The organism is Pseudomonas sp. V88_4, assembly GCF_029967985.1.
Lineage (GTDB): Bacteria > Pseudomonadota > Gammaproteobacteria > Pseudomonadales > Pseudomonadaceae > Aquipseudomonas > Aquipseudomonas glycinae.
This window is the reverse complement of sequence record NZ_JASCAF010000002.1, coordinates 604,580-629,353: the sequence shown is the minus strand read 5'-3', so window position 1 is coordinate 629,353 and position 24,774 is coordinate 604,580. Positions and strand designations below refer to the sequence as shown.

Sequence of the window (24,774 nt, the reverse complement as noted above, 5' to 3'; positions counted from 1 at the left end):
GGCTGCGATGTACCAATCCCCCAGTTGGTTGCATGAGTTGTGGATTGCCCGCGAAGCCTTGTGGCAAGGCTTTCTGACCAGCGTGCAGGTGTCGGCGCTGGCCATTCTGTTCGGCACGGTCATCGGCGTTTTCGCCGGTCTGGTGCTGACCTACGGCAAGTTCTGGATGCGCGCACCGTTCCGCTTTTATGTCGACCTGATTCGCGGTACGCCGGTGTTTGTGCTGGTGCTGGCCTGCTTCTACATGGCGCCGGCGCTTGGTTGGCAGATCAGCGCATTTCAGGCCGGCGCATTGGGTCTGACGTTGTTTTGCGGCTCCCACGTGGCCGAAATCGTGCGCGGTGCATTGCAGGCGTTGCCACGCGGGCAGATGGAAGCCGGCAAGGCCATCGGCCTGACGTTCTATCAGTCCCTCGGCTACGTGCTGTTGCCTCAGGCGCTGCGGCAGATCCTGCCGACCTGGGTCAACTCGTCCACGGAAATCGTCAAGGCTTCGACGTTGCTGTCGGTAATCGGCGTGGCCGAGCTGTTGCTCAGCACCCAGCAGATCATCGCCCGGACGTTCATGACCCTGGAGTTTTACCTGTTCGCCGGTTTTCTGTTCTTCGTCATCAACTACGGCATCGAATTACTCGGCCGGCACATTGAAAAGCGGGTGGCCCTGCCATGACTCAAGCTCAAGTTTCCAACGTCCAGAACGCTCAGCCGCTGCTGGACATCCGTGGTCTGCACAAACAATACGGCGCGGTCGAAGTGCTCAAGGGTGTCGACCTGAGCATGCAGCGCGGCAACGTGGTGACGCTGATCGGCTCCAGTGGCTCAGGCAAGACCACGCTGCTGCGTTGCGTGAACATGCTCGAGGAATTCCAGGGCGGGCAGATCCTGCTCGACGGCGAATCCATCGGCTATGACGAACTCAACGGCAAGCGCGTGCGCCATCCGGAAAAAGTCATCGCCCGTCATCGGGCGATGACCGGTATGGCGTTCCAGCAATTCAATCTGTTCCCGCATCTCACCGCGTTGCAAAACGTCACGCTCGGCCTGCTCAAAGTCAAAAAGATGCACAAGGACGAAGCCGTGGCCCTGGCCGAAAAATGGCTGGAACGGGTCGGCCTGCTGGAGCGGCGCAATCACTTTCCCGGTCAGTTGTCCGGCGGTCAGCAGCAGCGCGTGGCGATTGCCCGGGCGATTGCGATGAACCCGAGCCTGATGCTGTTCGACGAAGTCACCTCGGCCCTCGATCCGGAACTGGTCGGCGAAGTGCTGAACGTGATCAAGGGCCTGGCCGAGGACGGCATGACCATGTTGCTGGTGACCCACGAAATGCGTTTTGCCTTCGAGGTCTCGGACAAGATCGTTTTCATGAATCAGGGGCGCATCGAAGAGCAGGGGCCTCCCAAGGAACTGTTCGAGCGTCCGCAATCGCCGCGGCTGGCGGAATTTCTCAAAAGCACGCGGTTCTGACTTTTTACTTTTTCAATCAGGAGAAATACCCATGAGCATTACTCGTTACGGCACCGGCAGCACCGCCGCTGGCGGCCAGCCGCGTCCATTCGCCCGCGCCGTTGAAGCCGATGGCTGGCTGCACGTTTCCGGGCAGGTGCCGGCGGTGGATGGCGAGATCATCGTGGGCGGCATCGTCGAGCAGACGCACCAGACCATGAAGAACCTGATCGCGATTCTCGAAGAGGCCGGTTATGGCCTGGAAGATGTGGTGCGCGCCGGCGTGTGGCTGGACGATCCGCGGGATTTCAGCAGTTTCAACAAAGTGTTCGGTGAGTACTTCAAGCCCGAACATGCACCGGCCCGGGCCTGTGTGCAGGCGAGCATGATGGTCGACTGCAAGGTCGAGATCGACTGCATTGCGTACAAGAAGAAGGCTTGAGAGATGTGGCGCTGCTGAGGCCGTAGACCCCTCACCCTGGCCCTCTCCCCCAGGAGAGGGGACTGATCTCTATCGATGCAGATTGTTGTGTCAGACGATGGCATTTGTATCGATGCGATCAGGCTCCCTCTCCCCCTGGGAGAGGGCGGGGGGTGAGGGCTGCGATCCAACTGACACAGCGCGAAGGGCCAGTTACCATCCCGGCATCTTTTATGGGAACCACAGAAATGACCGAAGACACCATCAAGCGCCGGGCACGCGGTCTGGACCGGGCGTTCGATATTCTCGATTTCCTCAAGGAAATCGGCCAGCCACTGCGTCCGAACGACATCGCCAACGGCATCGGCAGCCCGAAATCCACGGTCTACGAGCTGGTGGCGTCGTTGCTCGAACGGCGGATTCTCGAACCGGTGGGCAAGGACGGTCACGTCTATCTCGGTCGTCAGCTGTACTTCCTCGGCCAGGCGCATTTGCGTCATTTCGACCTCAGTCGCGAGGCCGATCACGCCTTGCAGGAGATCGTCAGCCAGACCCGGGAAACCGCGCAGATGTGCCTGCTCAACGGGCGCAAATACACGGTGGCGCTGATGAAGGAGGGCGAGCGGCATTTCCGCATTTCTTCCGATATCGGCGAAAACGCGCCGATCCCGTGGACCGCCTCCGGTCGCCTGCTGCTGGCGCACTTGAGCGATCAGCAGATCAGCGACCTGATCGACCCTGACGACTTCATCCTGCCGGGTGGCGAACGTCTGCCGATGGAGACGTTTCTGGCGGAAATCCGTCAGGCCGGCATCGACGGTTTCTTCTCTTTCGACAGTGTCGCCGACACCTTTACCCATTGCTTCGCCGCCCCGGTCAAAGACCCTCAAGGCGTTGCCATCTGCACCCTGTGCATCGTCGCCCCGCGTGCCGATGCCAAGAACAATTACAACGACTATCGCCGGGTCTTGATCGAGAGCGCCAACAGCCTCGCCCGGCGAATCAACGAATAACCGCGCCTGCCTGCGGGCGCGACTGTGAGGAGTTCGACCATGACGACTGCCATTAACACTGCTGCCGTGGAAAAGGGCGATGCCGCCCTCGGCGCGCAACTGGTACGTGACATCAGCCTGCCGGCACTGGTGCTGCTCCGCGAAGCGCTGGAACACAACATCCGCTGGATGCAGAACTTCGTCAGCGACAGCGGCGCCGAACTCGCGCCCCACGGCAAGACCAGCATGACCCCGGCGCTGTTTCGTCGTCAGCTCGAAGCCGGCGCGTGGGGCATCACCCTCGCCAGCGCGACCCAGACCCGAGCTGCTTACGCCCACGGCGTGCGCCGGGTGTTGATGGCCAACCAACTGGTCGGTACGCCGAACATGGCGCTGATTGCCGATCTGCTGGCGGCCGATTCCGGCTTCGATTTCTATTGCATGGTCGATCACCCGGACAACGTCGCCGATCTGGGCGCTTATTTCGCCTCGCGCGGTGTGCGCCTGAACGTGATGATCGAATACGGCGTGGTCGGCGGCCGTTGCGGTTGCCGCAGCGAGCAGGAAGTCATTGAACTGGCCAAGGCTGTCGGTGCGCAACCGGCGCTGGCCTTGACCGGTATCGAAGGTTACGAAGGCGTGATCCATGGCGATCACGCCGTCAGCGGCATCCGTGAATTCGCGGCTTCGCTGGTACGCCTGGCCGTGCAGTTGCAGGACAGCGGCGCATTCGCCGTTGCCAAGCCGATCATCACTGCGTCGGGGTCGGCGTGGTACGACCTGATTGCCGAATCGTTCGAAGCGCAGAACGCTGGCGGGCGTTTCCTGAGCGTATTGCGTCCCGGCAGTTACGTGGCCCACGACCATGGCATCTATAAAGAGGCGCAGTGCTGCGTGCTCGACCGTCGCAGCGACCTGCACGAAGGCCTGCGCCCGGCGCTGGAAGTTTGGGCCCACGTGCAGTCGCTGCCGGAGCCGGGGTTTGCGGTGATTGCCCTGGGCAAGCGTGACGTGGCGTTCGATGCCGGGATGCCGGTGCCGCTGCTGCGTTACAAGGCCGGCGTGCTGCCGGCGGTGGGCGACGATGTCGGCGCCTGCAAGGTGACGGCGGTGATGGACCAGCACGCGTTCATGACCGTGGCGCCGGGCGTGGAATTGCGCGTGGGCGACATCATTTCCTTCGGCACTTCGCACCCATGCCTGACCTTCGACAAGTGGCGCGTGGGGCTGCTGGTGGACGAGCAACTGTCGGTGATCGAAACCATGGAAACCTGTTTCTGATGAGCGCGCTCAATCCTTTGGGTCCGAACACCCCGCGCATCGCCCTGATCGGCGAATGCATGATCGAACTCCAGCAACGTGCCGACGGCAGCCTGCAACAGAGCTTTGGCGGCGACACACTGAACACGGCGGTCTATCTGTCCCGCGCCATGGGCGACAAGGCGCAGGTCGATTACGTCACGGCGCTGGGCGACGACAGCTTCAGTGACGCGATGTGCCGCAGTTGGGCCGACGAAGGCATTGGTCTGGATCTGGTCCAGCGCTTGCCCGGTCGTTTGCCGGGCCTGTATTGCATTCAAACGGACGCTGCCGGCGAACGTCGTTTCCTTTACTGGCGCAACGAAGCCGCCGTGCGCGACTGCTTCACCACGCCGGCGGCCGCGCCGATTCTGGCGGCGCTGGCGGATTACGACGTGCTGTATTTCAGCGGTATCACGCTGGCGGTACTCGGTGCTCAGGGGCGGGAGAAACTGATTCAGACCTTGATCGAGGCCCGTCAGCGCGACGCGCGGATCGTGTTCGACAACAACTACCGCCCACGCCTGTGGGCTTCAGTGGAGGAGGCGCGAGCGGAGTATCGCAGCGTGTTGCCTCACGTCGATCTGGCATTGTTGACGGTTGACGACGAGCAGGCGCTGTTTCATTTCGAAGACTGTGATGCGGTGTTTGCAGCGTACGCGCAGATCGGCACGCCGGAAGTGGTTCTCAAGCGCGGTGCCGAAGCGTGCCTGATCCGTTGCGACGGGGAAGCGTTTGAAGTGCCGGCGCAGAAGGTCGAAAAGGTAGTGGACACCACGGCGGCGGGGGATTCGTTCAGTGCGGCGTATCTGGCGAGTCGCTTGTCGGGAGCAAGCCCAGCGCAGGCGGCGGAGGCGGGACATCGCTTGGCCAGTCAGGTCATTCAAGTACCGGGGGCGCTGATCCCCAAGGATTGATCCAGTGCCCTGAAGGCGTTGGCGAAAGCCACGCCTTCAGGGCACTGGATCAATCGCGGTAAAACACCTGCACCAGGTGATAGCCGAACTTGCTCTTGATCGGCCCGTGCACGGTGCGCAGCGGTTTCTTGAAGATCACCGCATCGATCGCACCGACCATTTGCCCTGGCCGCACTTCACCCAGATCGCCGCCGCGCTTGCCGGACGGGCAGGTCGAAAACTTCTTCGCCAGCACATCGAACGCTTCACCGTTGGCGATGCGTTGTTTGAGTTTTTCAGCCTCTTCGGCGGTCTTCACCAGAATGTGGCGGGCTTGGGCTTTCATCGTGCAATACCTGTAGCGGGGTGACGGCGGGGCGCGGATTATGCCTCAAGTCACGGGTTTTGGCTGATCATCGTGCGGATCTTGCCGGCCAGTTGCTCGATGGAGAACGGTTTGGCGACCATGTCCATGCCGTCTTCGAGGAAGCCCTGACGCTCGGCGGCTTTCTGCGCGTAACCGGTCATGAACAACACTTTGAGCCCCGGACGATGCTGGCGGGCGATCTCCGCCATTTGCCGACCGTTCATGCCCGGCAGGCCGACGTCGGTCACCAGCAGGTCCACCCGCAGGTCGGATTCCAGTAGCGGCAAGGCACCCTTGGCATCTTCGGCCTCATGGGCGAGATAACCCAGCTCCTTGAGCAGGTCCATCACCAGCATGCGCACCGCTGGATCGTCCTCGACCACCACCACGGTTTCGCCAGTGGCGAGAGCGGGGGCCTCGGTAACCGCTTCGATAACCGGCTGCTCCGCTTCCAGTGCATACAAACGCGGCAAGTACAGGCGCACGCAAGTGCCCTGGCCGGGCAGGCTGTCGAGGCTGACGTGCCCACCCGATTGCTGGGCAAAGCCATAAATCATCGACAAGCCGAGCCCGGTGCCTTGCCCGATGGGTTTGGTCGTAAAGAACGGATCAAACGCTTTGGAACGTACTGATGGCGTCATGCCGGTGCCGTTGTCGCTCACCGCCAGCATCAGGTAATCACCGGCCTTGACCGGTTCGAGGGTGGTGATGTCGTTGCCGTCGAGGTAGACGTTGGCGGTTTCGATCAGCAGCTCACCGCCGTCAGGCATGGCGTCGCGGGCGTTGATCACCAGGTTGAGCAGGGCGTTTTCCAGTTGGCTGACATCGGTGCTGACCGGCCATACATTGTCGGCCAGGCGCAACTTGAGTTCGATCGGATCACCCTTGGTGCGGCGGATCAGGTCTTCCAGCGAATGGATCAGCTCGTTGACGTCGAGGGTCTTGCGATCCAGCGACTGACGCCGGGAGAACGCCAGCAGGCGGTGGGTCAACGCGGCCGCGCGGTTGGCCGAGGACACCGCCGCATCGGTGAAACGGCCGATTTCATCGGCGCGGCCACTGGCGATGTAGCGTTGCATCAGGTCGAGGCTGCCGATGATGCCGGTCAGCATGTTGTTGAAGTCGTGGGCGATGCCGCCGGTCAGCTGGCCGACCGCTTCCATTTTCTGCGCGTGGCGCAGAGCGTCTTCGGCGCGCTCGCGTTCGAACATCTCGTTCTGCAAACGCTGGTTGGCCTGGGCCAGTTGTTCGGTGCGCGCACTCACACGTTCCTCAAGGGTTTCATTGAGGTTGCGCAGGGCTTCTTCGGTCTTTTTTCGTTCGGTTTCGTCGATCACGAAGATGTAGAAACCGTTCACTGTCCCGTCCGCACCGTGGCGCGGCAGGTAATTCATCAAGGCATGCCGCTGACTGCCGTCGCGGTGCGGCGTGTACAGGCTGAACGAGCAGGGGCGACCGGCCAGGGCTTCGGCGATGTACGGCGCCCGCAGGAAATAGGCCTCTTCGCCGATCACCTCGCGGATCGTGCGACCGTACAGCTCCTGCGGCGTGAGCCCGTACCAGTCGAGGTAAGCGGCGTTGTTCAGGCGAAAGCGTTCCTCGTGGTCGACATAACTGATCAGGATCGGCATGGCGTTGATGATCAGTTGCAGCTCGGTCTGACTTTGCCGCAATGCCTGTTCGGTGTGCTTGCGTTCGGTCAGATCCAGCGCAGCGCCAAGAAAGCGCGTCGGCCGACCATGATGATCCTTGTAGCAACGCCCGCGGGCGAACACCCAGCGCAGCTCGCCGTTGGCCTGCAGCAAGCGGTATTCCTCGGCGTATTCGGTGCCGTGGGTAATGCAATGCTTGATACTGCGGGCGATCATTGCGCGGTCTTCGGGGTGCACGCCGTGCAGATACTCGCTGATCGGCAACTGACCGGCCAGCGCCGGATCGACACCGTGCAACTGGGCGAAATGCGCGTCGGCAATGAAGCGGTCTTCGCCGATGTCCCAATCCCAGGTGCCCACCGCATCGGTAGCTGCCAGCGCCAGTTGCAGGCGCTCTTCGCTTTCGCGCTGGGCCTTGAGGCTGTCTTCGGAGCGCTGTTGCAGTTCCAGGGCAATGCGTCGGCGTTCGTTGGTTTCGATGGCGGTGACCAGAATTCCGGCCACCTGCGCGCTTTCGTCGCGGATCGGGCTGTAGGTCAGGTCAAGCCAGAAGTCGGACTCCTGGCCGTCCCGTTGCAGGGTGAAGCGTCGTTCGCTGTAGGTTCGCACCTGGCCCTGTAGGACGGCGCTGTAAATAGGGTCGGTAAAGTCTCGAAGTTCCGGCCATATCTGGTGCGCTGGTTGTCCGAAAGCGTGCGGATGCTTGTTGCCGGCCAGCAGCGCGAAGCCGTCGTTGTAGATCTGGGTCAATTGCGGGCCCCACAACAGCAGCATCGGCATCGGCGAGTGAATCACGATGTCCACCGCGGTGCGCAGGCTCTGAGGCCAGGTGCCGGCGGCGCCCAGCGGGCTGCGGCTCCAGTCGGTTCGGGCTATCAATGTCTGGGCGTCGTTGGTGTTCGGTACAGCGTTCATCACATCAATCCTGAGCGTCGGTCGGTGAGGCGGCGTCTACTATCCTAGTGCGGTAGACGCTGTAAGGCACGTCGCGTCACGGCGCGGTCTTGTGTTCATTGAAAGCTTCGCAGGTGCTTTTGGCCATGGAAATCGACGCACTGCTCAAACAACTGGCGAGCCGTCACGGTTCGGATCTGTTCCTGTCCACGGGCGCACCACCCAGTGCGCGGTTCGACGGGGTGCTCACGCCCTTGAGCGAGCAGCCCTTCAAACCCGGTGAGGTGGCCACTATCGCCGTCTCCCTGATGGACGCCGAACAACGACGGGAGTTCGACCGGGATCTGGAAATGAACCTGGCGATTTCCCGCACCGGGATCGGCCGCTTCCGGGTCAATATTTTCAAACAACGCAACGACGTGTCGATCGTGATCCGTAACGTCAAACTCGACATTCCGCGATTCGAAGACCTCAAATTGCCAGCGGTATTGCTGGAAACGGTGATGCTCAAACAGGGGCTGATCCTGTTTGTCGGTGCTACGGACTCGGGCAAGTCGACCTCGCTGGCGGCATTGATCGATCATCGCAATCGCCATAGCAGCGGGCACATCATCACCATTGAAGACCCGGTGGAATACATCCATCGGCACAAAAAGTCGATCATCAACCAGCGCGAAGTCGGGGTCGATACCCGCAGCTTTCACGCTGCGCTCAAGAACACCCTGCGCCAGGCCCCGGACGTGGTGCTGATCGGCGAAATCCGTGATCGCGAGACCATGGAGCACGCGCTGGCCTTCGCCGAAACCGGGCATCTGGTCCTGTCGACTTTGCACGCCAACAACGCCAATCAGGCGCTGGACCGGATCATCAATTTCTTTCCCGAAGAGCGCCGCCCGCAATTGCTGCACAGTTTAGGCAATCATTTGAAGGCCTTCGTTTCCCAACGTCTGGTACGCACGCTTGATGGCCAGCGACGGGCGGCAGTGGAAGTCATGTTGGGGTCACCCACCATTGCCGACCTCATTCGTCGCAATGAACTGGGCGAGTTGAAAGTCATCATGGAAAAATCCACAGAGTTGGGCATGCAGACTTTCGATGACGCACTTTACAAGTTGGTGGTTGAAGGTGTTTTAAGTGTGCAGGAGGCACTTAAACATGCTGACTCAATCAATAATTTGAAGTTGAAGTTGAAGTTGAAGTTGGAGCACCAGGGCGAGACACCCACTTCAAATGCGGGTGAATGGGGGTTGGCTGATTGAAGGGGTTGGTTTTAGCTTCGGTTTGTTTGATTGAAATGTTGTCTCATGAATAACGACTGGAAAGTTTGTTGGGTGGAAGTAGGATCGCCTCCGCCAAGCGGGCATACATTGTTATTCATGAGGGAACTATGAGCTATAAAACGAACGAGAAATTTTTCAAGTATGCAGCCGGTATAGACGCACAACAGCGCCTTGATGCTGATGCATTAGAGCGCAGTCTGGTATTGGCGGAACTTAAGTTGAGTCTGGCGAACAGTGCGACAGACCAGGAAATTCTGGGATGGGACTACCAGATCGAATTGCAAAAAAACTCCTCTCTGGATTTGATTCATGCGCCTGGCAAGGCGCTCTTGAGTCGCTTGACCCAAACAGTTGCCATGCGAAGTCTGTTGCTGGGCCTGACACAGCAGGACCGACCGCCGATTTGCGTTGCTCAGTCGGGAAAAATGGAAGTATTCGCTCCAGATGGCTGGATTGATTTCAAGGATCACAAGAATCGCGAAGGGTTGGGATTCGATCACTCGGTGTTGTCGCTGATAACGGATATCGCCAGGGAAACGGGTGGGTATGTATGGACAGACAACGAAATTACCGTGGAACAATGGCTGGGGTTTCATGGCTATGATGTGCCCACTACGGCGGCTCAGCTGAATAATCTGATTGCTTACTTCGAGTTCGATTTTCCGGAAGTTGATGAGCTTGGGAACTATAGCGGGCAACTCGTCGTGGACGATCAATCATTCATTACGTTGTCTTCCGAACAATGCCTGGCGATCAAAAACGTCACGTCTCAGCAATTACCCAGTCAATCCAGGTTGTTGGACAGTTTGATGTCGGGTTCCCGGATCGGGGTTGCAGTGCATGACAATGCAGCGGTGTTGTTAAAACAAGTCATTGGCCACTCGATATCGCAGGACTGGGCGCGCTCATGCCTGCAGCGTTTGGGCTGGTATGGATCGCAGGCGGGGCAGACGATGCCCGAGTCGCAACTTGACCAGCTGTTGGTGACCGCGCTGTTGCTGGATATCAATCCATTTATCGGCAAGCCGCAGAACAGAAAGTCTGTCGGCAGTTACGAGATGTACTCGTCACGTTATCTCGGCAGGCCGGCATCGGTTGTCCTGGAGGGATTGCGTGATCATATGGTGAGCAATCAATGGGTCAGGCACGATTCGGCACCGCTGGCGATTCACTTGTGTCTGGCACAGGTTGCCCCTGAATTCATTGTCAGGCAGGTACCGACCTCCATCACGATCGGGTCGCTCGAGTGGGTGGCGTTCTGTCGGGGTGTCGCTTTGGTCGAAGCGGTCGTTCAAGGCGCTGCGCGCGTGATGACTTATGCGCAGATCATGGCGTATGCGCAGCTGGAGCCAGTCAGTCAGGCGCTGGCTGATGTGCATACGCTGGCATTGATCGATCCGATCGTGGACTGGGCGTTGATCAACGCTGTCGTCACTGAAACCGAGCTGAAGCAGGACGAGCAGGCGACAACGCAGCGGGCCATCGTCGCCTATCAGCAATACGTGGCGAATTTTTCTCAGGTCAGCATTGCCTATTCCACGCCACTGCCTGACCGCAGGGCCATCGCCAGGGCAGCGCTGGAGCCTGCCACCCCGGGTTGCGACTTCCTGGAAAAGCCGCGGCTCAATCAGCGTCCTGGACTTGGGGCGTCCCCGACCACCCTGTCGATGATCGACCTGCACATGTCCGGCGACCTCACAACACAGCAGTGGAACTTTCGCCCTTTCTTTCCAGACAGCAAGGCGCCCGATCTGCTATCCCAGATAACCGGCAGCAGACCTGCACTTCACGATCCATCGGTCGAGAGCATTTACCGTCGCTATCCACAACTGTTGCGGTTGGTAGATAACAATGTCGAATTCATCCGTCAGCTGCGAAGTCATCTGGACCAGTTGAACGAAGCCCTGGCTACAACCCTCAAGCTGGCGCTGTCGCGGATGTCTTATTTCGACCTGCAGGATGTGCTGCGCGGTGAATTGACGTTTCTGACCGTACGTGACTCTGCCGTCATCACTCGTACCACTCCAATAGGCGGGCCGTTGACCCGAGAAGAGCCGGTCGAGAGCCAGGCCGCAAAGGATGCCGCGACGGGACGGTTCGGTGTTGTCATGTGTGCCACCCATGGCGGCAAAACGAGTTGCTATGAAGTGTTCACCCTGCGGGGTGAAATCCACCGTAACGATGAACTGGCCAGACTGATCGTCAGCAGTGGCAAGCTCCAGGCCCCGGCGCGGGTGGATTTCAAGGGCGATCTGAAGACCCACGTAGCACCGACTCCCAAACAGCGGTTGCCGATCAATATCAAGTGCTACATCGAAGGCGTGGCGAATGATTTCAAAGTCACGCGCAGCGAGGCGATTATCGACAAGTTGATGGTGTTGTCTGCACCGACCACGCCTTCGAAACCGAAAAACAGCGAGTACCAGAATTTCTCTGATCCGCGGATCGAGCAGATTTCGGCTCTTGTCGTGTCGCGGCATCCGTTGATGACCTTTGAGCAACTGCGGGCGGCCGCTACTGTACCCACGGAACTCGAACGTGAACGGGCCAAGGGTGAAGTGGTGGCGACCTACATCGTGGACCTCGCCGTGCCATTCAAACGCTGCATTCAGGACCTCAGTTCCGGCGAACACAATCTGGTGGTCGACGGCCTCTACGGTTGCGCCATGGATGCCATTGCACTGGTGGGCACCGCTGCGGGTGTTGCCAGCAAAACAGCTTCGATCGTCTCAAAGGCTTCCTCGCTGACCACCAGACTGGGGCACCTCGCCAAGCTGGCAATTGCCACCGGGATTGCCATTTTCAACCCGCTGGATGACCTGCCTTCAGTCGTGCGCGGCACGGGCAAGCTCGTCTATAAGGGCGGGATGCGTTTGAGTCGGCAGACTCAGGAAATCATTGCATTGGCCAAATCACAGATGAGTCATATCAAAGGCACTCACAAATCCGGGCGACTGCTCGGTATCCGTCACAACGCGATCGTCGGACAAGGCACCTGGCGCCCGAGAGCGGTCAGTGCCGACACCCTGACCGTCCTGGCTGCGCGTGAAGACTTCCATTGGTACGCACTTGATCGCACGGGCAAGGCCTGGGGGCCAAAGCTGAGCCATTTCGCGATCGATTCGCCTTTCAGGGTGAGCCAATTCCATAAAACACTGCCGATCAGTTACACCCGGGCCGTCATCGAGAACAGCTTGCCGAAGGCCAAGGCGAAGATCGAACAGGCGATCAAGGCCCTTGGCGATCATGATTTCACCAAGGAGCGGGATTTCATCATCAAGGCCTTTCTAGGCAGCAATACCTCGGATGCCAAGGACCGGTTGTTGAAATACCTGAAGCTGATCCGCACGGACTTCGCCGGTTTTTCACTGAGCAATCTGATCCTTGACCCGTACAAGGACAACGGCAATATCGCCTCCTTCAATCCGCAGTTGTACCGGCAATGGATCGCCGCCAGCGCCAACGAGCGACCCAAGGTGATGTTCATGGAAATCTATACGCGCAATCTGAACGCTCATTTCATCGGGCACGCTTACAACCACGCGGTAGTGGCGGATGACCTGATTCACGAGATGCTGCACGGTGCAGCGCAGACTGAAGATGTCAGCTACGCCAGCGATACTGCAAAGAGTGGCGGCACTGACCAGATGCTGAACGTTGCGTCGCTGCTCAATCTTGCCAGCGGCAGACTTGCGACGGATGAGGACGGCGCCACGACGCAATATCACTCGGCAACCAAGGCCGTTGAAAACGCTGACTCACTGGCCTTGGTCATCTCGTTGCTTGGCCAGTACTACACCGACAAACCGGAATTCGAGCGCAACCTCCACACGCTTGAAGCCTGTCTCGCGACCCGTCGCACCGGTGCGATTGCCGAACCGGTGGTGCTAACCCTGAACCGACCTGAATAATCCGTCTGCATTACAGAACAGCGCTCCTGGCACAGGAGCGCTGTTGTCAGCTGTTCAATTCCGGTCGATCGCGAAACTGCTCGAGCGCTTGCGGATTGGCCAGCGCATCGGTGTTTTTCACCGGTTCACCGTGCACCACATTGCGCACGGCCAGCTCCACCACTTTGCCGCTGATGGTGCGCGGAATGTCGGTGACCGCGACGATCTTCGCCGGTACATGGCGCGGTGTGGTGTTGGCGCGGATCACTTGGCGGATCTGCTGTTGCAGCGCCTCATCCAGCGCTACGCCGTCCTTGAGGCGCACGAACAGCACCACCCGCACGTCGTCCTGCCACTGTTGGCCGATGGCGACGCTGTCCAGCACTTGCGGGACTTTCTCCACCTGACGGTAGATTTCCGCCGTGCCGATACGCACGCCGCCGGGGTTGAGCACGGCGTCAGAGCGGCCGTGAATCAGCATCCCGCCGTGGGGCTGCTGTTCGGCGTAGTCACCCTGGGCCCAGACGCCGGGGAACTGGCTGAAATAGGATTTGCGCAGTTTCTCGCCATCGGGATCGTTCCAGAGTCCGATGGGCATCGCCGGGAAGGGGCGAGTGCACACCAACTCACCTTTTTCGCCGATCACCGGTTGCCCGGCGTCGTTCCACACTTCCACTGCCATGGCCAGGCTCTTGCCCATGATCTCGCCCCGGCGTACCGGCGTCATCGGATTGCCGTTGACAAAGCAGGACACGATGTCCGTACCGCCGGACATCGAGGACAGGCAAACGTCTGATTTGAAGTCGCGATAGACAAAGTCATAACTCTGCGGTGACAGTGCGGAGCCGGTGCAGAGCAGGGTTTTCAGGCAGCTGAAGTCATGGCTTTCACGCGGTTTGATGCCGCTGCTTTCCAGTGTGGCGAGGAATTTCGGACTGGTGCCGAACACGCTGACCTGCTCATGGTCGAGCAGCTCCAGCAACCGCTCGTTGTCCGGGTAAAACGGTGAACCGTCATACAGCACCACCGCGCTGCCGACCGCCAGCGCCGAGACCAGCCAGTTCCACATCATCCAGCCACACGTGGTGTAGTAGAACAACCGGTCGCCGGGACCCAGATCGACATGCAGCCCGTGTTCCTTGGCGTGTTGCAGCAACACGCCGCCGGTGCTGTGAACGATGCACTTCGGCACGCCGGTGGTACCGCTGGAATACAGGACGTACAGCGGATGGTCGAAGGGCACCGGGACGAAGTGTGGTTCATCGCCGGGTTCGTAGAAGTCGTCCCACAGCGTGACGTTGGCGGGTGTCCGGTAATCCGTGGCATGGGCTTGAGGTCGCGCGTAGGGCACGATGATCAGCTGTTGCAGTGACGGTAGCTGTTCGAGGATTTCATTGACCTTGACGGTCTGGTCGATCTCTTTGCCGGCGTAACGGTAACCGGCGCAGGTGATCAGCACCTTCGGTTCGATCTGGCCGAAGCGGTCGATCACGCCGTGGGTGCCGAAGTCCGGCGAGGAACATGACCAGATTGCGCCGAGACTGGTGGTCGCAAGCATCGCCACCAGGGTTTGCCAGGTGTTGGGCATGCAGGCCGCGACCCGGTCGCCAACCGCCACGCCGGCCGCTTGCAGGCTGGCCTGGAACCCGGCGACTTGCTGGGCCAGTTCGGCCCAGGTCAGCAGTTCACGCTGGCCGTTTTCGCCGATAGCGATCACGGCGATGGCATCGTCGCGTCGGCTAAGCAGATGCTCGGCGAAGTTCAGGGTGGCACCGGGAAACCACTCGGCACCCGGCATTTTCAGGCCTCCGCGCAGAACGGCGTCCGGTTGGGTGTGAAAACTGATGCCGAAGAAATCAACGATCGCTTGCCAGAACGCTTCGCGCTGGTCGATGGACCATTGGTGCAGCGCAGGGTAGTCGTCGAGCTTCAGGTGGTGGCGCTGATTGATGAAGCGCCGAAAGCCGTCCATGCGGGAGCGGGCAATGCGTTTGGCATCGGGCTGCCAGAGAATGTCGGACATGGTTTGCCTCTTATTGTTGGTCAGAAGGCTCCCACGACAGCGTGGGAGCGATCATTTGCACGCTTACTGCGCGAGCCACCCGCCATCGATATTCCACGCTGCGCCACGCACCTGGCTGCCGGCCTCGCTGCACAGGAACAACACCAGTTCACCCAGGTGTGCAGGCGTGACGAACTCCAGCGACGGCTGTTTTTCGGCCAGCAAATCGTGTTGCGCCTGCTGCGGGTCGACGCCCTTGGCTGCGCGATCATCGATCTGCTTCTGCACCAGCGGCGTCAGCACCCAGCCCGGGCAGATGGCGTTGCAGGTGACGTTGCTGGCGGCGGTTTCCAGGCCGACCACCTTGGTCAGGCCGATCACCCCATGCTTGGCCGCCACGTACGCAGCCTTGCCGGTGGAGCCGACCAGACCGTGCACCGAGGCGATGTTGACGATCCGCCCCCAACCCTTGGCGCGCATGCCCGGCAGGCTCAAGCGGGTGCTGTGAAACACCGACGACAGGTTGATCGCGATGATCGAATCCCAGCGTTCCACCGGAAATTCTTCAACCGCCGCAACGTGCTGGATACCAGCGTTGTTGACCAGAATGTCCACGCCGCCGAACTCGCGCTCGGCGTAGGCGATCATGTCGGCGATCTGCGCCGGATCGCTGACGTCTGCCGGGTGATGGCCGACTTTGCCGCCGAACTGCTCGACTTCGGCGATCACCTTGGAGGCGTCGCCAAAGCCGTTGAGGATCAGGTTGGCGCCAGCCTTGGCCAGCGTCAGGGCGATGCCCAGCCCGATGCCGCTGGTGGAGCCGGTAACCAGTGCGGTCTTGCCAGAAAGAGTCGTCATCAATACCTCACACAATGCCAGTGGCGTAGAAAGTGCCGATCACCACGAAAACCGCCAGGGTCTTGATCAGCGTAATACAGAAAATGTCCTTGTAGGCCTCACGGTGAGTCAGGCCGGTGACGGCGAGCAGGGTGATCACCGCGCCGTTGTGCGGCAGGGTGTCCATGCCGCCGCTGGCCATCGCGGCCACCCGGTGCAGCACTTCCAGCGGAATGTTGGCGGCGTGGGCGGCGCTGATGAATTGTTCGGACATCGCTGCCAGCGCGATGCTCATGCCCCCCGAGGCGGAGCCGGTTATACCGGCCAGCAGGGTCACGGTGATCGCTTCGTTGACCAGCGGATTGGGGATGCTCTTGAGCCAGTCGGCCAGCACCAGAAACCCCGGCAACGAGGCGATGACTGCGCCGAAACCGTATTCCGAAGCAGTGTTCATTGCCGCCAGCAGCGCACCGCTGACTGCGCTTTTGCTGCCCTCGGCAAGCTTGCTTTTGATCGCTTTAAAGCCGAATGCCAGCACCATCAGGATGCCGACCAACAGGGCCGCTTGTACCGCCCAGATCGCGGTCAGTTTGGCGATCTCGGTGGTGACCGGCGCGGCCATGCCCGGCAGCGCGAGGCTGTGGGTCTTGCCGTACCACTGCGGAATCCACTGGGTGAACAACAGGTTCATGATGCCCACCGCCAGCAGCGGCGACAGGGCGATCCATGGGTTCGGCAGTTTCAGGTCTTCGGCGGTTTCCGGTTCGTTGCGCAGTTCGGTGCCGTAGCCTTCACCGGCACGCTGGGCCTTGTTGCGCTGGCGTTGCAGAAACAGCATGCCGGCGCAGAACACGAAAATCGTACCGATCACACCCAGCCAAGGCGCCGCCCAGGCGGTGGTATTGAAGAAAGTGCTGGGGATGATGTTCTGGATCTGCGGCGTGCCGGGCAGGGCGTCCATGGTGAAGGAGAACGCGCCGAGGGCGATGGTCGCCGGGATCAGGCGCTTGGGTATGTTGCTCTGGCGGAACATTTCCGCTGCGAACGGGTAGACCGCAAACACCACGACGAACAGCGAAACGCCGCCGTAGGTAAGCAGGGCGCAGACCAGCACGATCACCAGCATCGCCTGGCGGGTGCCGAGCAAGCGAATCGCTGCCGCGACAATCGAGCGGGAGAAACCCGAGAGTTCGATCAGCTTGCCGAACACGGCGCCGAGCAGGAAAACGGGAAAGTAGAGTTTGATGAAGCCGACCATTTTCTCCATGAACACGCCGGTGAAGGCGGGGGCGACGGCGGACGGGTCGGTGAGCAGGACGGCGCCGAGGGCGGCGATCGGGGCAAAAAGGATAACGCTGTAGCCACGGTAGGCCGCGAGCATCAGCAGCGCGAGAGCTGCCAAGGCGATGATCACACTCATGGTGTGCTCCTTCGATTGTTATTTTTGTGGGTGGAACGGGTGTGGGGAGGGCTATAGCGAGATCTGTGCCAGACGCTTAACTTGTTGAAAACAAAGAAATTAATTTTGATTTTGGTGATGGTTTCATAGAATTTGTCTCTATTTTGAGACTTCTATGGCTCGGAAGGCGCTTTCGCGGGCAAGCCCGCTCCCACAGTTTGGCGCAATCCCCTGTGGGAGCGGGCTTGCCCGCGATGCTTTTGATGGTGTCTTGATTTGGAGAATCTTGTCTCCTTATTGAGACTCTGCGATCCCCAGCGCAATCATTTTCTTGTACAGCGTCGAGCGACCCAGTCCCAGCCGCTCAGCCGCCTCGATCACCTTGCCCCCGCATTGCGCGAGGGTGGATGAAATCAACTGCCGGTCAAAACGCTCCCGGGCTTGACTGAAGGTCTCGTGGGTTGCCGGTTCAGGCAAGGGTGCGAGCGTTCGTTCAACCGGTGTAAACGTTCCAATGGCAGAGCGAATGTCATCCGCCGTCAGCATCAAGTCATCGCTGAGCAACGCTGCCCGCTCCAACACATTGCGCAGCTCGCGGATATTGCCTGCCCAGGCATGCTGACCCAGCAGCTCCAGCGCTTCGCGGTTCAGTTCATGTTGACTGCGCAGTTCTTCAAGAATCGCCTCACTGAGGGCCGGCAGATCGTCCAGTCGTTCACGCAGTGGTGGCACCTGAATTGGCAATACGTTGAGGCGGTAATACAAGTCGGCGCGGAATTCGCCGCGCTTGATTGCCGCCTCCAGATCCGTCGAGGTCGCGGCAATCACCCGCACATCGCTCTGGATCACGTCGTTGGAGCCTACGGGTTCGAACTCTTTCTCCTGAAGCACCCGCAACAATTTGCTTTGCAGCGGCAGTGGCATGTCGCCGATCTCGTCGAGAAACAGCGTCCCGCCCTGGGCAATCTGCAGCTTGCCGGTGCGACCCTTGCGGTCGGCGCCGGTAAAAGCACCGGGGGCGGTGCCAAAGAACTCGGCTTCAAGCAGTGCTTCAGGAATCGCCGCACTGTTGATGCTGACGAACGCCTTGTGTGCCCGAGGCGAAGCGCCGTGGATCGCTTGAGCCAGCAACTCCTTGCCGCTGCCGGTTTCGCCCAGCAACAGCACCGGCGACTCGGCACTGGCGCTGCGACGGGCTCGGCGTTTGACTTCCAGGCTGGCAGCGCTGGTGCCGATGAAGTGGGCAAAGTTGTATTTGGTCTGCCGGGCGCGCAGCAGCGAACGGGTCGAGGCCAGTTCTTCCTGCATGCTCAGGTAGCGCTTGAGCATCGGTGACAGCGTGCGCAATTCGTCGAACAACGCAAAACCGATGGCGCCGATCACCGCCCCGGCATCGTCATGGATCGGCAGGCGCATCACCACCAGCGGTTCTTTCGGGGTGTCCTGCATGTCCAGCAGAATCGGCCGCCCGGTGCGCACCACTTCACGCAACAGGCTTCCGGGGATCACGCTTTCGCAAGGCTTGCCGATGGCCCCGGCGGCGGAATCGAGCCCGAAGCGCCGGGCGTAGCGCTCGTTCATCCAGACGATGTTTGCGTCGCGGTCGACAATCACCGTGCCTTCACTGGATTGCTCGATGATCTCGAACAACGAACGGATCGCCAGGGTGCGAACCCGTTGGTAATCCTTGAGGCTTTCGGTGGTGTTCATGGCGGCGTCCATTGGCGGAAGTCAGGTGGCGCTGATTATGCCTATCCCGGATGCGCCGCCGCCAACAGCTCTTTGGTATAGGGATGCTGCGGTGAGTCGAACACGTCATGGCTGGCACCGCTTTCCACCACCTTGCCGTCCTTGATCACGATCATGTCGTGGGCCAGCGCCCGCACCACGGCCAGGTCATGACTGATGAACAAATAGGTCAGGCCGTGTTTTTCCTGAAGCTGGCGGAGCAGCGCGACCACCTGTTTCTGCACGGTACGGTCCAGCGCCGAAGTCGGCTCGTCGAGCAGGATCAGCGCCGGTTTGAGCACCAGTGCCCGGGCGATGGCAATGCGCTGGCGCTGGCCGCCGGAAAACTCATGGGGGTAGCGGTGACGGCTTTCAGGGTCGAGGCCCACTTCCTTGAGCACGCGGATCACCTGATCGTCGCACTCCTCGGCGGTGGACTGGCAATGCACCTCCAGCCCTTCGCTGATGATCTGCGCCACCGACATGCGCGGGCTGAGGCTGCCGAACGGGTCCTGGAACACCACCTGCATTTGTCGGCGCCACGGGCGCATCTGTTTCTGGTCGAGGCCGTCGAGGGCTGTGCCCTGGAAACGAATGCTGCCCTTGGAGTCGAGCAGGCGCAGGATCGCCTGACCGAGGGTCGACTTGCCCGAACCGGACTCGCCGACGATCCCCAGCGTTTTGCCGCGCTGGATGTTCAGGCTGATACCGTCCACCGCACGAAGGTATTGCTTGCGCTGGAACAACCCGCCGCCGACGGTGAAATCAACCCGCAGGTCATCGACTTCCAGCACGTTTTCGCGTTCGTCCCGGGGCAGCGCTTCGCCCTCCGGTTCAGCGTTGAGCAACACGCAGCTGTAAGGGTGTTTCGGCTCGGTGAACAGGGTTTCGCACGGCGCCTGCTCGACGATCTCACCGGCCTTCATCACGCATACACGCTGGGCGATGCTGCGGACCAGATTGAGGTCATGACTGATCAGTAGCAGCGACATGCCCAAGCGCCGTTGCAACGACTTGAGCAGCAACAGAATCTTGCGCTGTACGGTCACATCGAGTGCGGTGGTTGGTTCGTCGGCGATCAGCAATTCCGGCTCGCAGGCCAGGGCCATCGCAATCATCACCCGCTGGCGCTGCCCACCGGACAGTTGGTGCGGATAAGCCTTCAGTCGCTCTTTCGGTTTCTGGATGCCCACCAGTTCCAGCAGTTCGAGGATCCGCGCCTGAGCCTCTTTGCCGCCGAGGCCGCGGTGCAGCAACAGGGTTTCGCCGATCTGCTTTTCAATCGTGTGCAACGGATTGAGCGAGGTCATCGGCTCCTGGAAAATCATGGCGATGCGGTTGCCCCGCAGATCGCGAAGGGTCTTGGGATCGGCGCCGACCAGTTCCTGTCCGCGATAACGAATACTGCCGGTCGTTCTGGCATCGGATTCGGGGAGCAGTTGCAGTATCGAGTGGGCCGTCACCGACTTGCCCGAACCCGACTCGCCGACCAGTGCCAGGCACTCGCCGGGGCGGATGTCCAAGCACAGGTTGCGCACCACGGTCTGGCCATGGAAGGCGACGCTCAAATCACGGATTTCGATCAGGTTGTCAGTCATTTCAAGGATCCGTTCATGAGCGCGGGTCAAAGGCATCGCGCAACGCTTCGCCGATGAATACCAACAGGGAAAGAATCAGCGCCAGGGTGAAAAACGCGGTCAAGCCGAGCCACGGCGCTTGCAGGTTCTGCTTGCCTTGACCGATCAGCTCGCCCAGTGATGCACTGCCGGCGGGCATGCCGAAACCCAGGAAATCCAGCGCGGTCAGGGTGGAAATCGCCCCGGTCAGAATGAAGGGCAGGTAGCTCAGGGTCGCGTTCATCGCGTTGGGCAGGATGTGCCGGACAATCACTTTGCGATCGCTCAAGCCCAGGGCCCGGGCAGCCTTGACGTACTCGAGATTGCGCCCGCGCAGGAACTCGGCGCGTACCACGTCCACCAGCGCCAGCCAGGAAAACAGCGCCATGATCCCCAGCAGCCACCAGAAGTTCGGCTCGACGAACCCCGAGAGGATGATCAGCAGGTAAAGCACAGGCAACCCTGACCAGACCTCCAGCAATCGTTGACCCAGCAGATCGACCCAGCCGCCGTAATAGCCCTGCAGGGCACCGGCCGCGATGCCGATCAGGGCGCTGACAAACGTCAGCATCAGGGCGAACAGGATCGACACCCGCGCGCCGAAGATCACCCGGGCCAGGACGTCGCGCGCCTGATCGTCGGTGCCCAGCCAGTTGACCGAAGTCGGCGGGCTCGGTGCCGGTTTGTTGAGGTCGTAGTTCGGGGTGTCGTCACTGAACGGAATCGGCGGAAACAGCAACCAGCCACCGTCCTTGCGGATCAGTTTCTGCACGTAGTCGCTGCGGTAGTCGGCCTGGAATGGCAGTTGTCCGCCGAACTCCTGTTCGGTGTGACGCTTGAACACCGGGAAGTACCACTGGCCCTGATAACTGACGACCAACGGCTTGTCGTTGGCGATCAGTTCGCCGCCAAGGCTGAGCAGAAACAGGCCGATGAATAACCACAGCGACCACCAGCCCCGGCGGTTTTTCTTGAAGCGTTCGAAGCGGCGACGACCCAGAGGCGAGAGCTTGAACATCAGGCATTCCTCGCGGCGAAGTCGATGCGCGGGTCGACCAGTGTGTAGCACAGGTCGCCGATCAGTTTTATCAGCAGGCCGAACAGGGTGAAGATGAACAGCGAGCCGAACACCACCGGATAATCGCGGGACACGGCCGCCTCGTAACTCATGCGCCCCAAGCCATCGAGGGAGAAAATCACCTCGATCAGCAATGAGCCGGCGAAAAACACGCTGATGAACGCCTGGGGAATGCCCGACACCACCAGCAGCATTGCGTTGCGGAACACGTGCCCATAGAGCACACGGTTTTCGCTCAGGCCTTTGGCGCGCGCGGTAACTACATATTGGCGGGTGATTTCATTGAGGAACGAGTTCTTGGTGAGGATAGTCAGGGTGGCGAAACCGCCGATCACCAGTGCCGTGACCGGCAACACCAGATGCCAGAAGTAATCGGTGATCTTGCCCAGTGTCGACAGGGAATCGAAGTTGTCGGACACCAGCCCGCGCACCGGAAACCAGTTCAGCGAGGTGCCGCCGGCGAACACCACGATCAGGAACATCGCGAACAGGAATGCCGGCATGGCGTAGCCGATGATGATCGCCGTGCTGCTCCAGATATCGAAATGGCTGCCGTGGTGCACGGCTTTGCGGATGCCCAGCGGGATCGACACCAGATAAGTGATCAGCGTTGCCCATAGTCCGAGGGAAATGGTCACCGGCATTTTCTGCAGGATCAGGTCGGTGACCGTGGCGCCGCGGAAGAAACTTTTGCCGAAATCCAGTTGCGCGTAATTCTTGAGCATCAGCCACAGGCGTTCATGGGCCGGTTTGTCGAAGCCGTACTGTTTTTCGATGTCCTTGATCAGTTGCGGATCGAGGCCGCGGCTGGCGCGGGACGTGCCGCTCATGGTCTCGCTCGCACCGCCGCCGACACTGGCACCGCCGATGCCTTGCAAATGGGCGATGGCCTGTTCCACCGGACCACCCGGCGCGGCCTGGATGATCACGAAGTTGACCAGCAGAATGATCACCAGCGTCGGGATGATCAGCAGCAGGCGCCGCAGTATGTAAGCCCACATCAGTGCGGCCCTCCGGGTCTGCCACGGCTGATCTTCTCGGCCGTCATCTGCTGGTTGGTCAGCGGTGTGCTGCTGATTTCCCACCAGCTCTCGATCGCTTCGTCATTGCTCGCCTGCACGGTGGGAATGCCGAAACGGTTCCACCACACGGTGGACGTGCCCGGTGGGTAATAGTTGGGAATCCAGTAGTAGTTCCATTGCAGCACTCGATCCAGCGCATGGGCATAGCGCAGCATTTCGGGCTGGGTCGAGGCGCGGATCAGGCCGTTGATCAACGTATCGACCGCCGGGTTCTTCAGCACCATGTAGTTGTTGGCGCCGGGATCGTTGGCCGACGCCGAACCGAAGTAGTTCAACAGTTCGCCGCCGGGAGAAGTGGTGACCGGATAACCGGTAACGATCATGTCGTAGTCGCGGCTCATCAGGCGGTTGACGTACTGCGAGGAATCGATGCGACGGATGTCGAGGTTGATGCCGATCTGTTTCAGCGTGCGCTTGTAGGGCAGCAGCAGGCGATCCATGCCGTTCTGGCTGACCAGAAAGGTGAAACTCAGCGGCTCGCCGCGTTCGTTGACCAACTGGTCGCCATCGGGTTTCCAGCCGGCCTGTTCCAGCAGCTCCAGCGCTTGCAGTTGTTTGTCGCGGATAATGCCGCTGCCATCGGTCTTCGGTGCCTCGAAGACCCGGGTAAACACCTCGTCGGGAATCTGGCCGCGCAAGGGTTCGAGAATCTTCAGCTCGGCGGCATCCGGCAACTGCCGGGCGGCCAGATCTGTGTTGGAAAAGTAACTCTGCTGGCGGATGTACATATTGCGCATCATCTGCCGGTTGCTCCATTCGAAATCCCAGAGCATGGCCAGCGCCTGGCGTACCCGACGATCCTGGAACATCGGCTTTTGCAGGTTGAACACGAAACCCTGGGCCGACTGCGGCGCCTCGGTGGCCAGATGAGCCTTTTGCAGGCGACCGTCGCTCAGCGCGGGGCTGTCGTAGCCGATGGAGTAGCCGGTGGCAGAGAATTCTCGGTTGTAGTCATAGGCGCCACCGCGCAAGACCTGGCGAGCGACGTCGGTGTCGCCGAAGTACTCGATGCTGAAATGGTCGAAGTTGTACAGGCCACGGCTGACCGGCAGGTCCTTGCCCCACCAGTCAGGGTTGCGTTCAAAGGTGATGCTGCGCCCGGAGTCGACTTTTCCGACTCGGTACGGCCCGCTGCCCAGCGGCGGTTCATAGCCGCCACCGCCGGCGAAATCACGGGTCTTCCACCAATGCTCGGGAAACACCGGCAGGGTCGCGATATCGAGCGGCAGGGTGCGGTTTTCGTTGCTCTTGAAATCGAAGCGCACGGTGAGCGGGGCTTCCACTTCGACGCCTTTGACGTCGGCAAACTGGGTGCGATAACGCAGGCTGCCCTGAGTCATCAGCAAATCATAGGTGTATCGCACGTCTTCGGCGGTGATCGGCTTGCCATCGGCGAAGCGGGCCTTGGGATTGATAAAGAAACGCAGGGACAGGCCGTCATCCGAGCGCTCCATTTTCTGCGCCACCAGACCGTATACGGTGTAGGGCTCATCGAGCGAGCGCTGGGCCAGCGGAGAATACAGCAGACCGTCGATCTGGCTGACGCCAATACCTTTGTCGATATAGGGCAGGAGATGGTCGAAGTGGCCGATTTCGATGGCCGAGCGGCGCATGGTACCGCCCTTGGGCGCCTGGATATTGGTGTAATCGAAGTGACTGAAACCGGGCGGATACTTTGCCGGTTCGCCATAGACGGTCATCGCATGTTGCGGTGCGGCGTCCACACCGGTGATCCCCAGCAGCAGGGTCACGGCAGTGAACATCAATGTCGGGAAAGCCAGTCGCATTGTCAGCCTTAAAGCCGGGTAATCGATAAGCGCAATTTGTACGCGAGCGGCGCGCCGTTCGCCAGCGGTGCGGTGTAACCAAAACAAAACGGCCCGCCATCAGGCGGGCCG

General features: G+C 60.3%; 18 protein-coding genes. 8 read left to right on the top strand and 10 right to left on the bottom strand.

Features of this window, described 5'->3' with window-relative positions; genetic code table 11:
* The first annotated feature begins 7 nt into the window (after positions 1–7).
* The 6 genes from QLG12_RS05425 (at position 8) to QLG12_RS05400 (ending at position 5,072) form a co-directional block, all read left to right on the top strand.
* Positions 8–670, top strand: coding sequence for an amino acid ABC transporter permease (locus tag QLG12_RS05425; RefSeq protein ID WP_011334481.1), 663 nt, complete (start codon positions 8–10; stop codon positions 668–670).
* Positions 667–1,464 (top strand): amino acid ABC transporter ATP-binding protein, encoded by a 798-nt coding sequence (locus QLG12_RS05420; RefSeq protein WP_236192716.1) that lies wholly within the window; start codon positions 667–669, stop codon positions 1,462–1,464. Before QLG12_RS05425 ends, QLG12_RS05420 begins: the two co-directional genes overlap by 4 nt.
* Positions 1,465–1,495: 31 nt before the next feature.
* Entirely contained in the window at positions 1,496–1,885 is a 390-nt protein-coding gene (locus tag QLG12_RS05415; RefSeq protein ID WP_007912330.1) for a RidA family protein, read from the top strand.
* Between the two features lie 227 nt (positions 1,886–2,112).
* Positions 2,113–2,877: an IclR family transcriptional regulator gene (locus tag QLG12_RS05410; RefSeq protein WP_085603279.1), complete on the top strand. Its 765-nt coding sequence runs from the start codon at positions 2,113–2,115 to the stop codon at positions 2,875–2,877.
* A gap of 39 nt (positions 2,878–2,916) precedes the next feature.
* A complete protein-coding gene (locus QLG12_RS05405) occupies positions 2,917–4,137 on the top strand; it encodes an amino acid deaminase (protein ID WP_282474076.1) in 1,221 nt (406 codons plus the stop codon).
* Positions 4,137–5,072 carry a sugar kinase gene (locus QLG12_RS05400; RefSeq protein WP_282474075.1) on the top strand — a complete coding sequence of 312 codons (936 nt, stop codon included), beginning with the start codon at positions 4,137–4,139 and terminating at the stop codon, positions 5,070–5,072. Before QLG12_RS05405 ends, QLG12_RS05400 begins: the two co-directional genes overlap by 1 nt.
* A gap of 49 nt (positions 5,073–5,121) precedes the next feature.
* On the opposite strand, the gene QLG12_RS05395 is transcribed toward QLG12_RS05400, so the two are convergent.
* Both QLG12_RS05395 and QLG12_RS05390 read right to left on the bottom strand, forming a co-directional pair.
* A complete protein-coding gene (locus tag QLG12_RS05395) occupies positions 5,122–5,397 on the bottom strand; it encodes a peptidylprolyl isomerase (protein WP_007952044.1) in 276 nt (91 codons plus the stop codon).
* 50 nt (positions 5,398–5,447) lie between these two features.
* Positions 5,448–7,985 carry a PAS domain-containing sensor histidine kinase gene (locus QLG12_RS05390; RefSeq protein ID WP_197867946.1) on the bottom strand — a complete coding sequence of 846 codons (2,538 nt, stop codon included), beginning with the start codon at positions 7,983–7,985 and terminating at the stop codon, positions 5,448–5,450.
* A gap of 125 nt (positions 7,986–8,110) precedes the next feature.
* Between QLG12_RS05390 and QLG12_RS05385 the strand changes: the two genes are divergently transcribed.
* Together QLG12_RS05385 and QLG12_RS05380 are read left to right on the top strand one after the other, a co-directional pair.
* Positions 8,111–9,223 carry a PilT/PilU family type 4a pilus ATPase gene (locus QLG12_RS05385; protein ID WP_282474074.1) on the top strand — a complete coding sequence of 371 codons (1,113 nt, stop codon included), beginning with the start codon at positions 8,111–8,113 and terminating at the stop codon, positions 9,221–9,223.
* A gap of 128 nt (positions 9,224–9,351) precedes the next feature.
* Positions 9,352–13,155, top strand: a complete 3,804-nt coding sequence (locus QLG12_RS05380; protein ID WP_282474073.1) for a hypothetical protein — start codon at positions 9,352–9,354, stop codon at positions 13,153–13,155.
* A 46-nt stretch (positions 13,156–13,201) separates the two neighbouring features.
* On the opposite strand, the gene QLG12_RS05375 is transcribed toward QLG12_RS05380, so the two are convergent.
* From QLG12_RS05375 to QLG12_RS05340, 8 genes are all read right to left on the bottom strand, one after another.
* Positions 13,202–15,157, bottom strand: coding sequence for an acetoacetate--CoA ligase (locus QLG12_RS05375; protein WP_282474072.1), 1,956 nt, complete (start codon positions 15,155–15,157; stop codon positions 13,202–13,204).
* 63 nt (positions 15,158–15,220) lie between these two features.
* On the bottom strand, positions 15,221–15,994 hold the full coding sequence (gene hbdH, locus QLG12_RS05370) for a 3-hydroxybutyrate dehydrogenase (RefSeq protein ID WP_007952053.1): 774 nt from the start codon (positions 15,992–15,994) through the stop codon (positions 15,221–15,223).
* A gap of 7 nt (positions 15,995–16,001) precedes the next feature.
* Positions 16,002–17,393 carry a GntP family permease gene (locus QLG12_RS05365; RefSeq protein ID WP_007952055.1) on the bottom strand — a complete coding sequence of 464 codons (1,392 nt, stop codon included), beginning with the start codon at positions 17,391–17,393 and terminating at the stop codon, positions 16,002–16,004.
* Positions 17,394–17,666: 273 nt separating this feature from the next.
* Positions 17,667–19,082 (bottom strand): sigma 54-interacting transcriptional regulator, encoded by a 1,416-nt coding sequence (locus tag QLG12_RS05360; protein WP_282474071.1) that lies wholly within the window; start codon positions 19,080–19,082, stop codon positions 17,667–17,669.
* Positions 19,083–19,123: 41 nt separating this feature from the next.
* Positions 19,124–20,698: an ABC transporter ATP-binding protein gene (locus tag QLG12_RS05355; protein ID WP_282474070.1), complete on the bottom strand. Its 1,575-nt coding sequence runs from the start codon at positions 20,696–20,698 to the stop codon at positions 19,124–19,126.
* Positions 20,699–20,711: 13 nt separating this feature from the next.
* On the bottom strand, positions 20,712–21,734 hold the full coding sequence (locus QLG12_RS05350) for an ABC transporter permease (protein ID WP_007952058.1): 1,023 nt from the start codon (positions 21,732–21,734) through the stop codon (positions 20,712–20,714).
* Positions 21,734–22,795: a microcin C ABC transporter permease YejB gene (locus tag QLG12_RS05345; protein WP_197867940.1), complete on the bottom strand. Its 1,062-nt coding sequence runs from the start codon at positions 22,793–22,795 to the stop codon at positions 21,734–21,736. The genes QLG12_RS05350 and QLG12_RS05345 overlap by 1 nt, the downstream gene beginning before the upstream one ends.
* Positions 22,795–24,663 (bottom strand): extracellular solute-binding protein, encoded by a 1,869-nt coding sequence (locus QLG12_RS05340; protein ID WP_197867939.1) that lies wholly within the window; start codon positions 24,661–24,663, stop codon positions 22,795–22,797. The genes QLG12_RS05345 and QLG12_RS05340 overlap by 1 nt, the downstream gene beginning before the upstream one ends.
* Between the last annotated feature and the right edge of the window lie 111 nt (positions 24,664–24,774).

Excerpts from the sequence above, each read along its gene's own strand:
- QLG12_RS05425 (WP_011334481.1), top strand. The coding sequence starts at position 8 with ATGTACCAATCCCCCAGTTGGTTGCATGAGTTGTGGATTGCCCGCGAA.
- QLG12_RS05420 (WP_236192716.1), top strand. The coding sequence starts at position 667 with ATGACTCAAGCTCAAGTTTCCAACGTCCAGAACGCTCAGCCGCTGCTG.
- QLG12_RS05415 (WP_007912330.1), top strand. The coding sequence starts at position 1,496 with ATGAGCATTACTCGTTACGGCACCGGCAGCACCGCCGCTGGCGGCCAG.
- QLG12_RS05410 (WP_085603279.1), top strand. The coding sequence starts at position 2,113 with ATGACCGAAGACACCATCAAGCGCCGGGCACGCGGTCTGGACCGGGCG.
- QLG12_RS05405 (WP_282474076.1), top strand. The coding sequence starts at position 2,917 with ATGACGACTGCCATTAACACTGCTGCCGTGGAAAAGGGCGATGCCGCC.
- QLG12_RS05400 (WP_282474075.1), top strand. The coding sequence starts at position 4,137 with ATGAGCGCGCTCAATCCTTTGGGTCCGAACACCCCGCGCATCGCCCTG.
- QLG12_RS05395 (WP_007952044.1), bottom strand. The coding sequence starts at position 5,397 with ATGAAAGCCCAAGCCCGCCACATTCTGGTGAAGACCGCCGAAGAGGCT.
- QLG12_RS05390 (WP_197867946.1), bottom strand. The coding sequence starts at position 7,985 with ATGAACGCTGTACCGAACACCAACGACGCCCAGACATTGATAGCCCGA.
- QLG12_RS05385 (WP_282474074.1), top strand. The coding sequence starts at position 8,111 with ATGGAAATCGACGCACTGCTCAAACAACTGGCGAGCCGTCACGGTTCG.
- QLG12_RS05380 (WP_282474073.1), top strand. The coding sequence starts at position 9,352 with ATGAGCTATAAAACGAACGAGAAATTTTTCAAGTATGCAGCCGGTATA.
- QLG12_RS05375 (WP_282474072.1), bottom strand. The coding sequence starts at position 15,157 with ATGTCCGACATTCTCTGGCAGCCCGATGCCAAACGCATTGCCCGCTCC.
- hbdH (WP_007952053.1), bottom strand. The coding sequence starts at position 15,994 with ATGACGACTCTTTCTGGCAAGACCGCACTGGTTACCGGCTCCACCAGC.
- QLG12_RS05365 (WP_007952055.1), bottom strand. The coding sequence starts at position 17,393 with ATGAGTGTGATCATCGCCTTGGCAGCTCTCGCGCTGCTGATGCTCGCG.
- QLG12_RS05360 (WP_282474071.1), bottom strand. The coding sequence starts at position 19,082 with ATGAACACCACCGAAAGCCTCAAGGATTACCAACGGGTTCGCACCCTG.
- QLG12_RS05355 (WP_282474070.1), bottom strand. The coding sequence starts at position 20,698 with ATGACTGACAACCTGATCGAAATCCGTGATTTGAGCGTCGCCTTCCAT.
- QLG12_RS05350 (WP_007952058.1), bottom strand. The coding sequence starts at position 21,734 with ATGTTCAAGCTCTCGCCTCTGGGTCGTCGCCGCTTCGAACGCTTCAAG.
- QLG12_RS05345 (WP_197867940.1), bottom strand. The coding sequence starts at position 22,795 with ATGTGGGCTTACATACTGCGGCGCCTGCTGCTGATCATCCCGACGCTG.
- QLG12_RS05340 (WP_197867939.1), bottom strand. The coding sequence starts at position 24,663 with ATGCGACTGGCTTTCCCGACATTGATGTTCACTGCCGTGACCCTGCTG.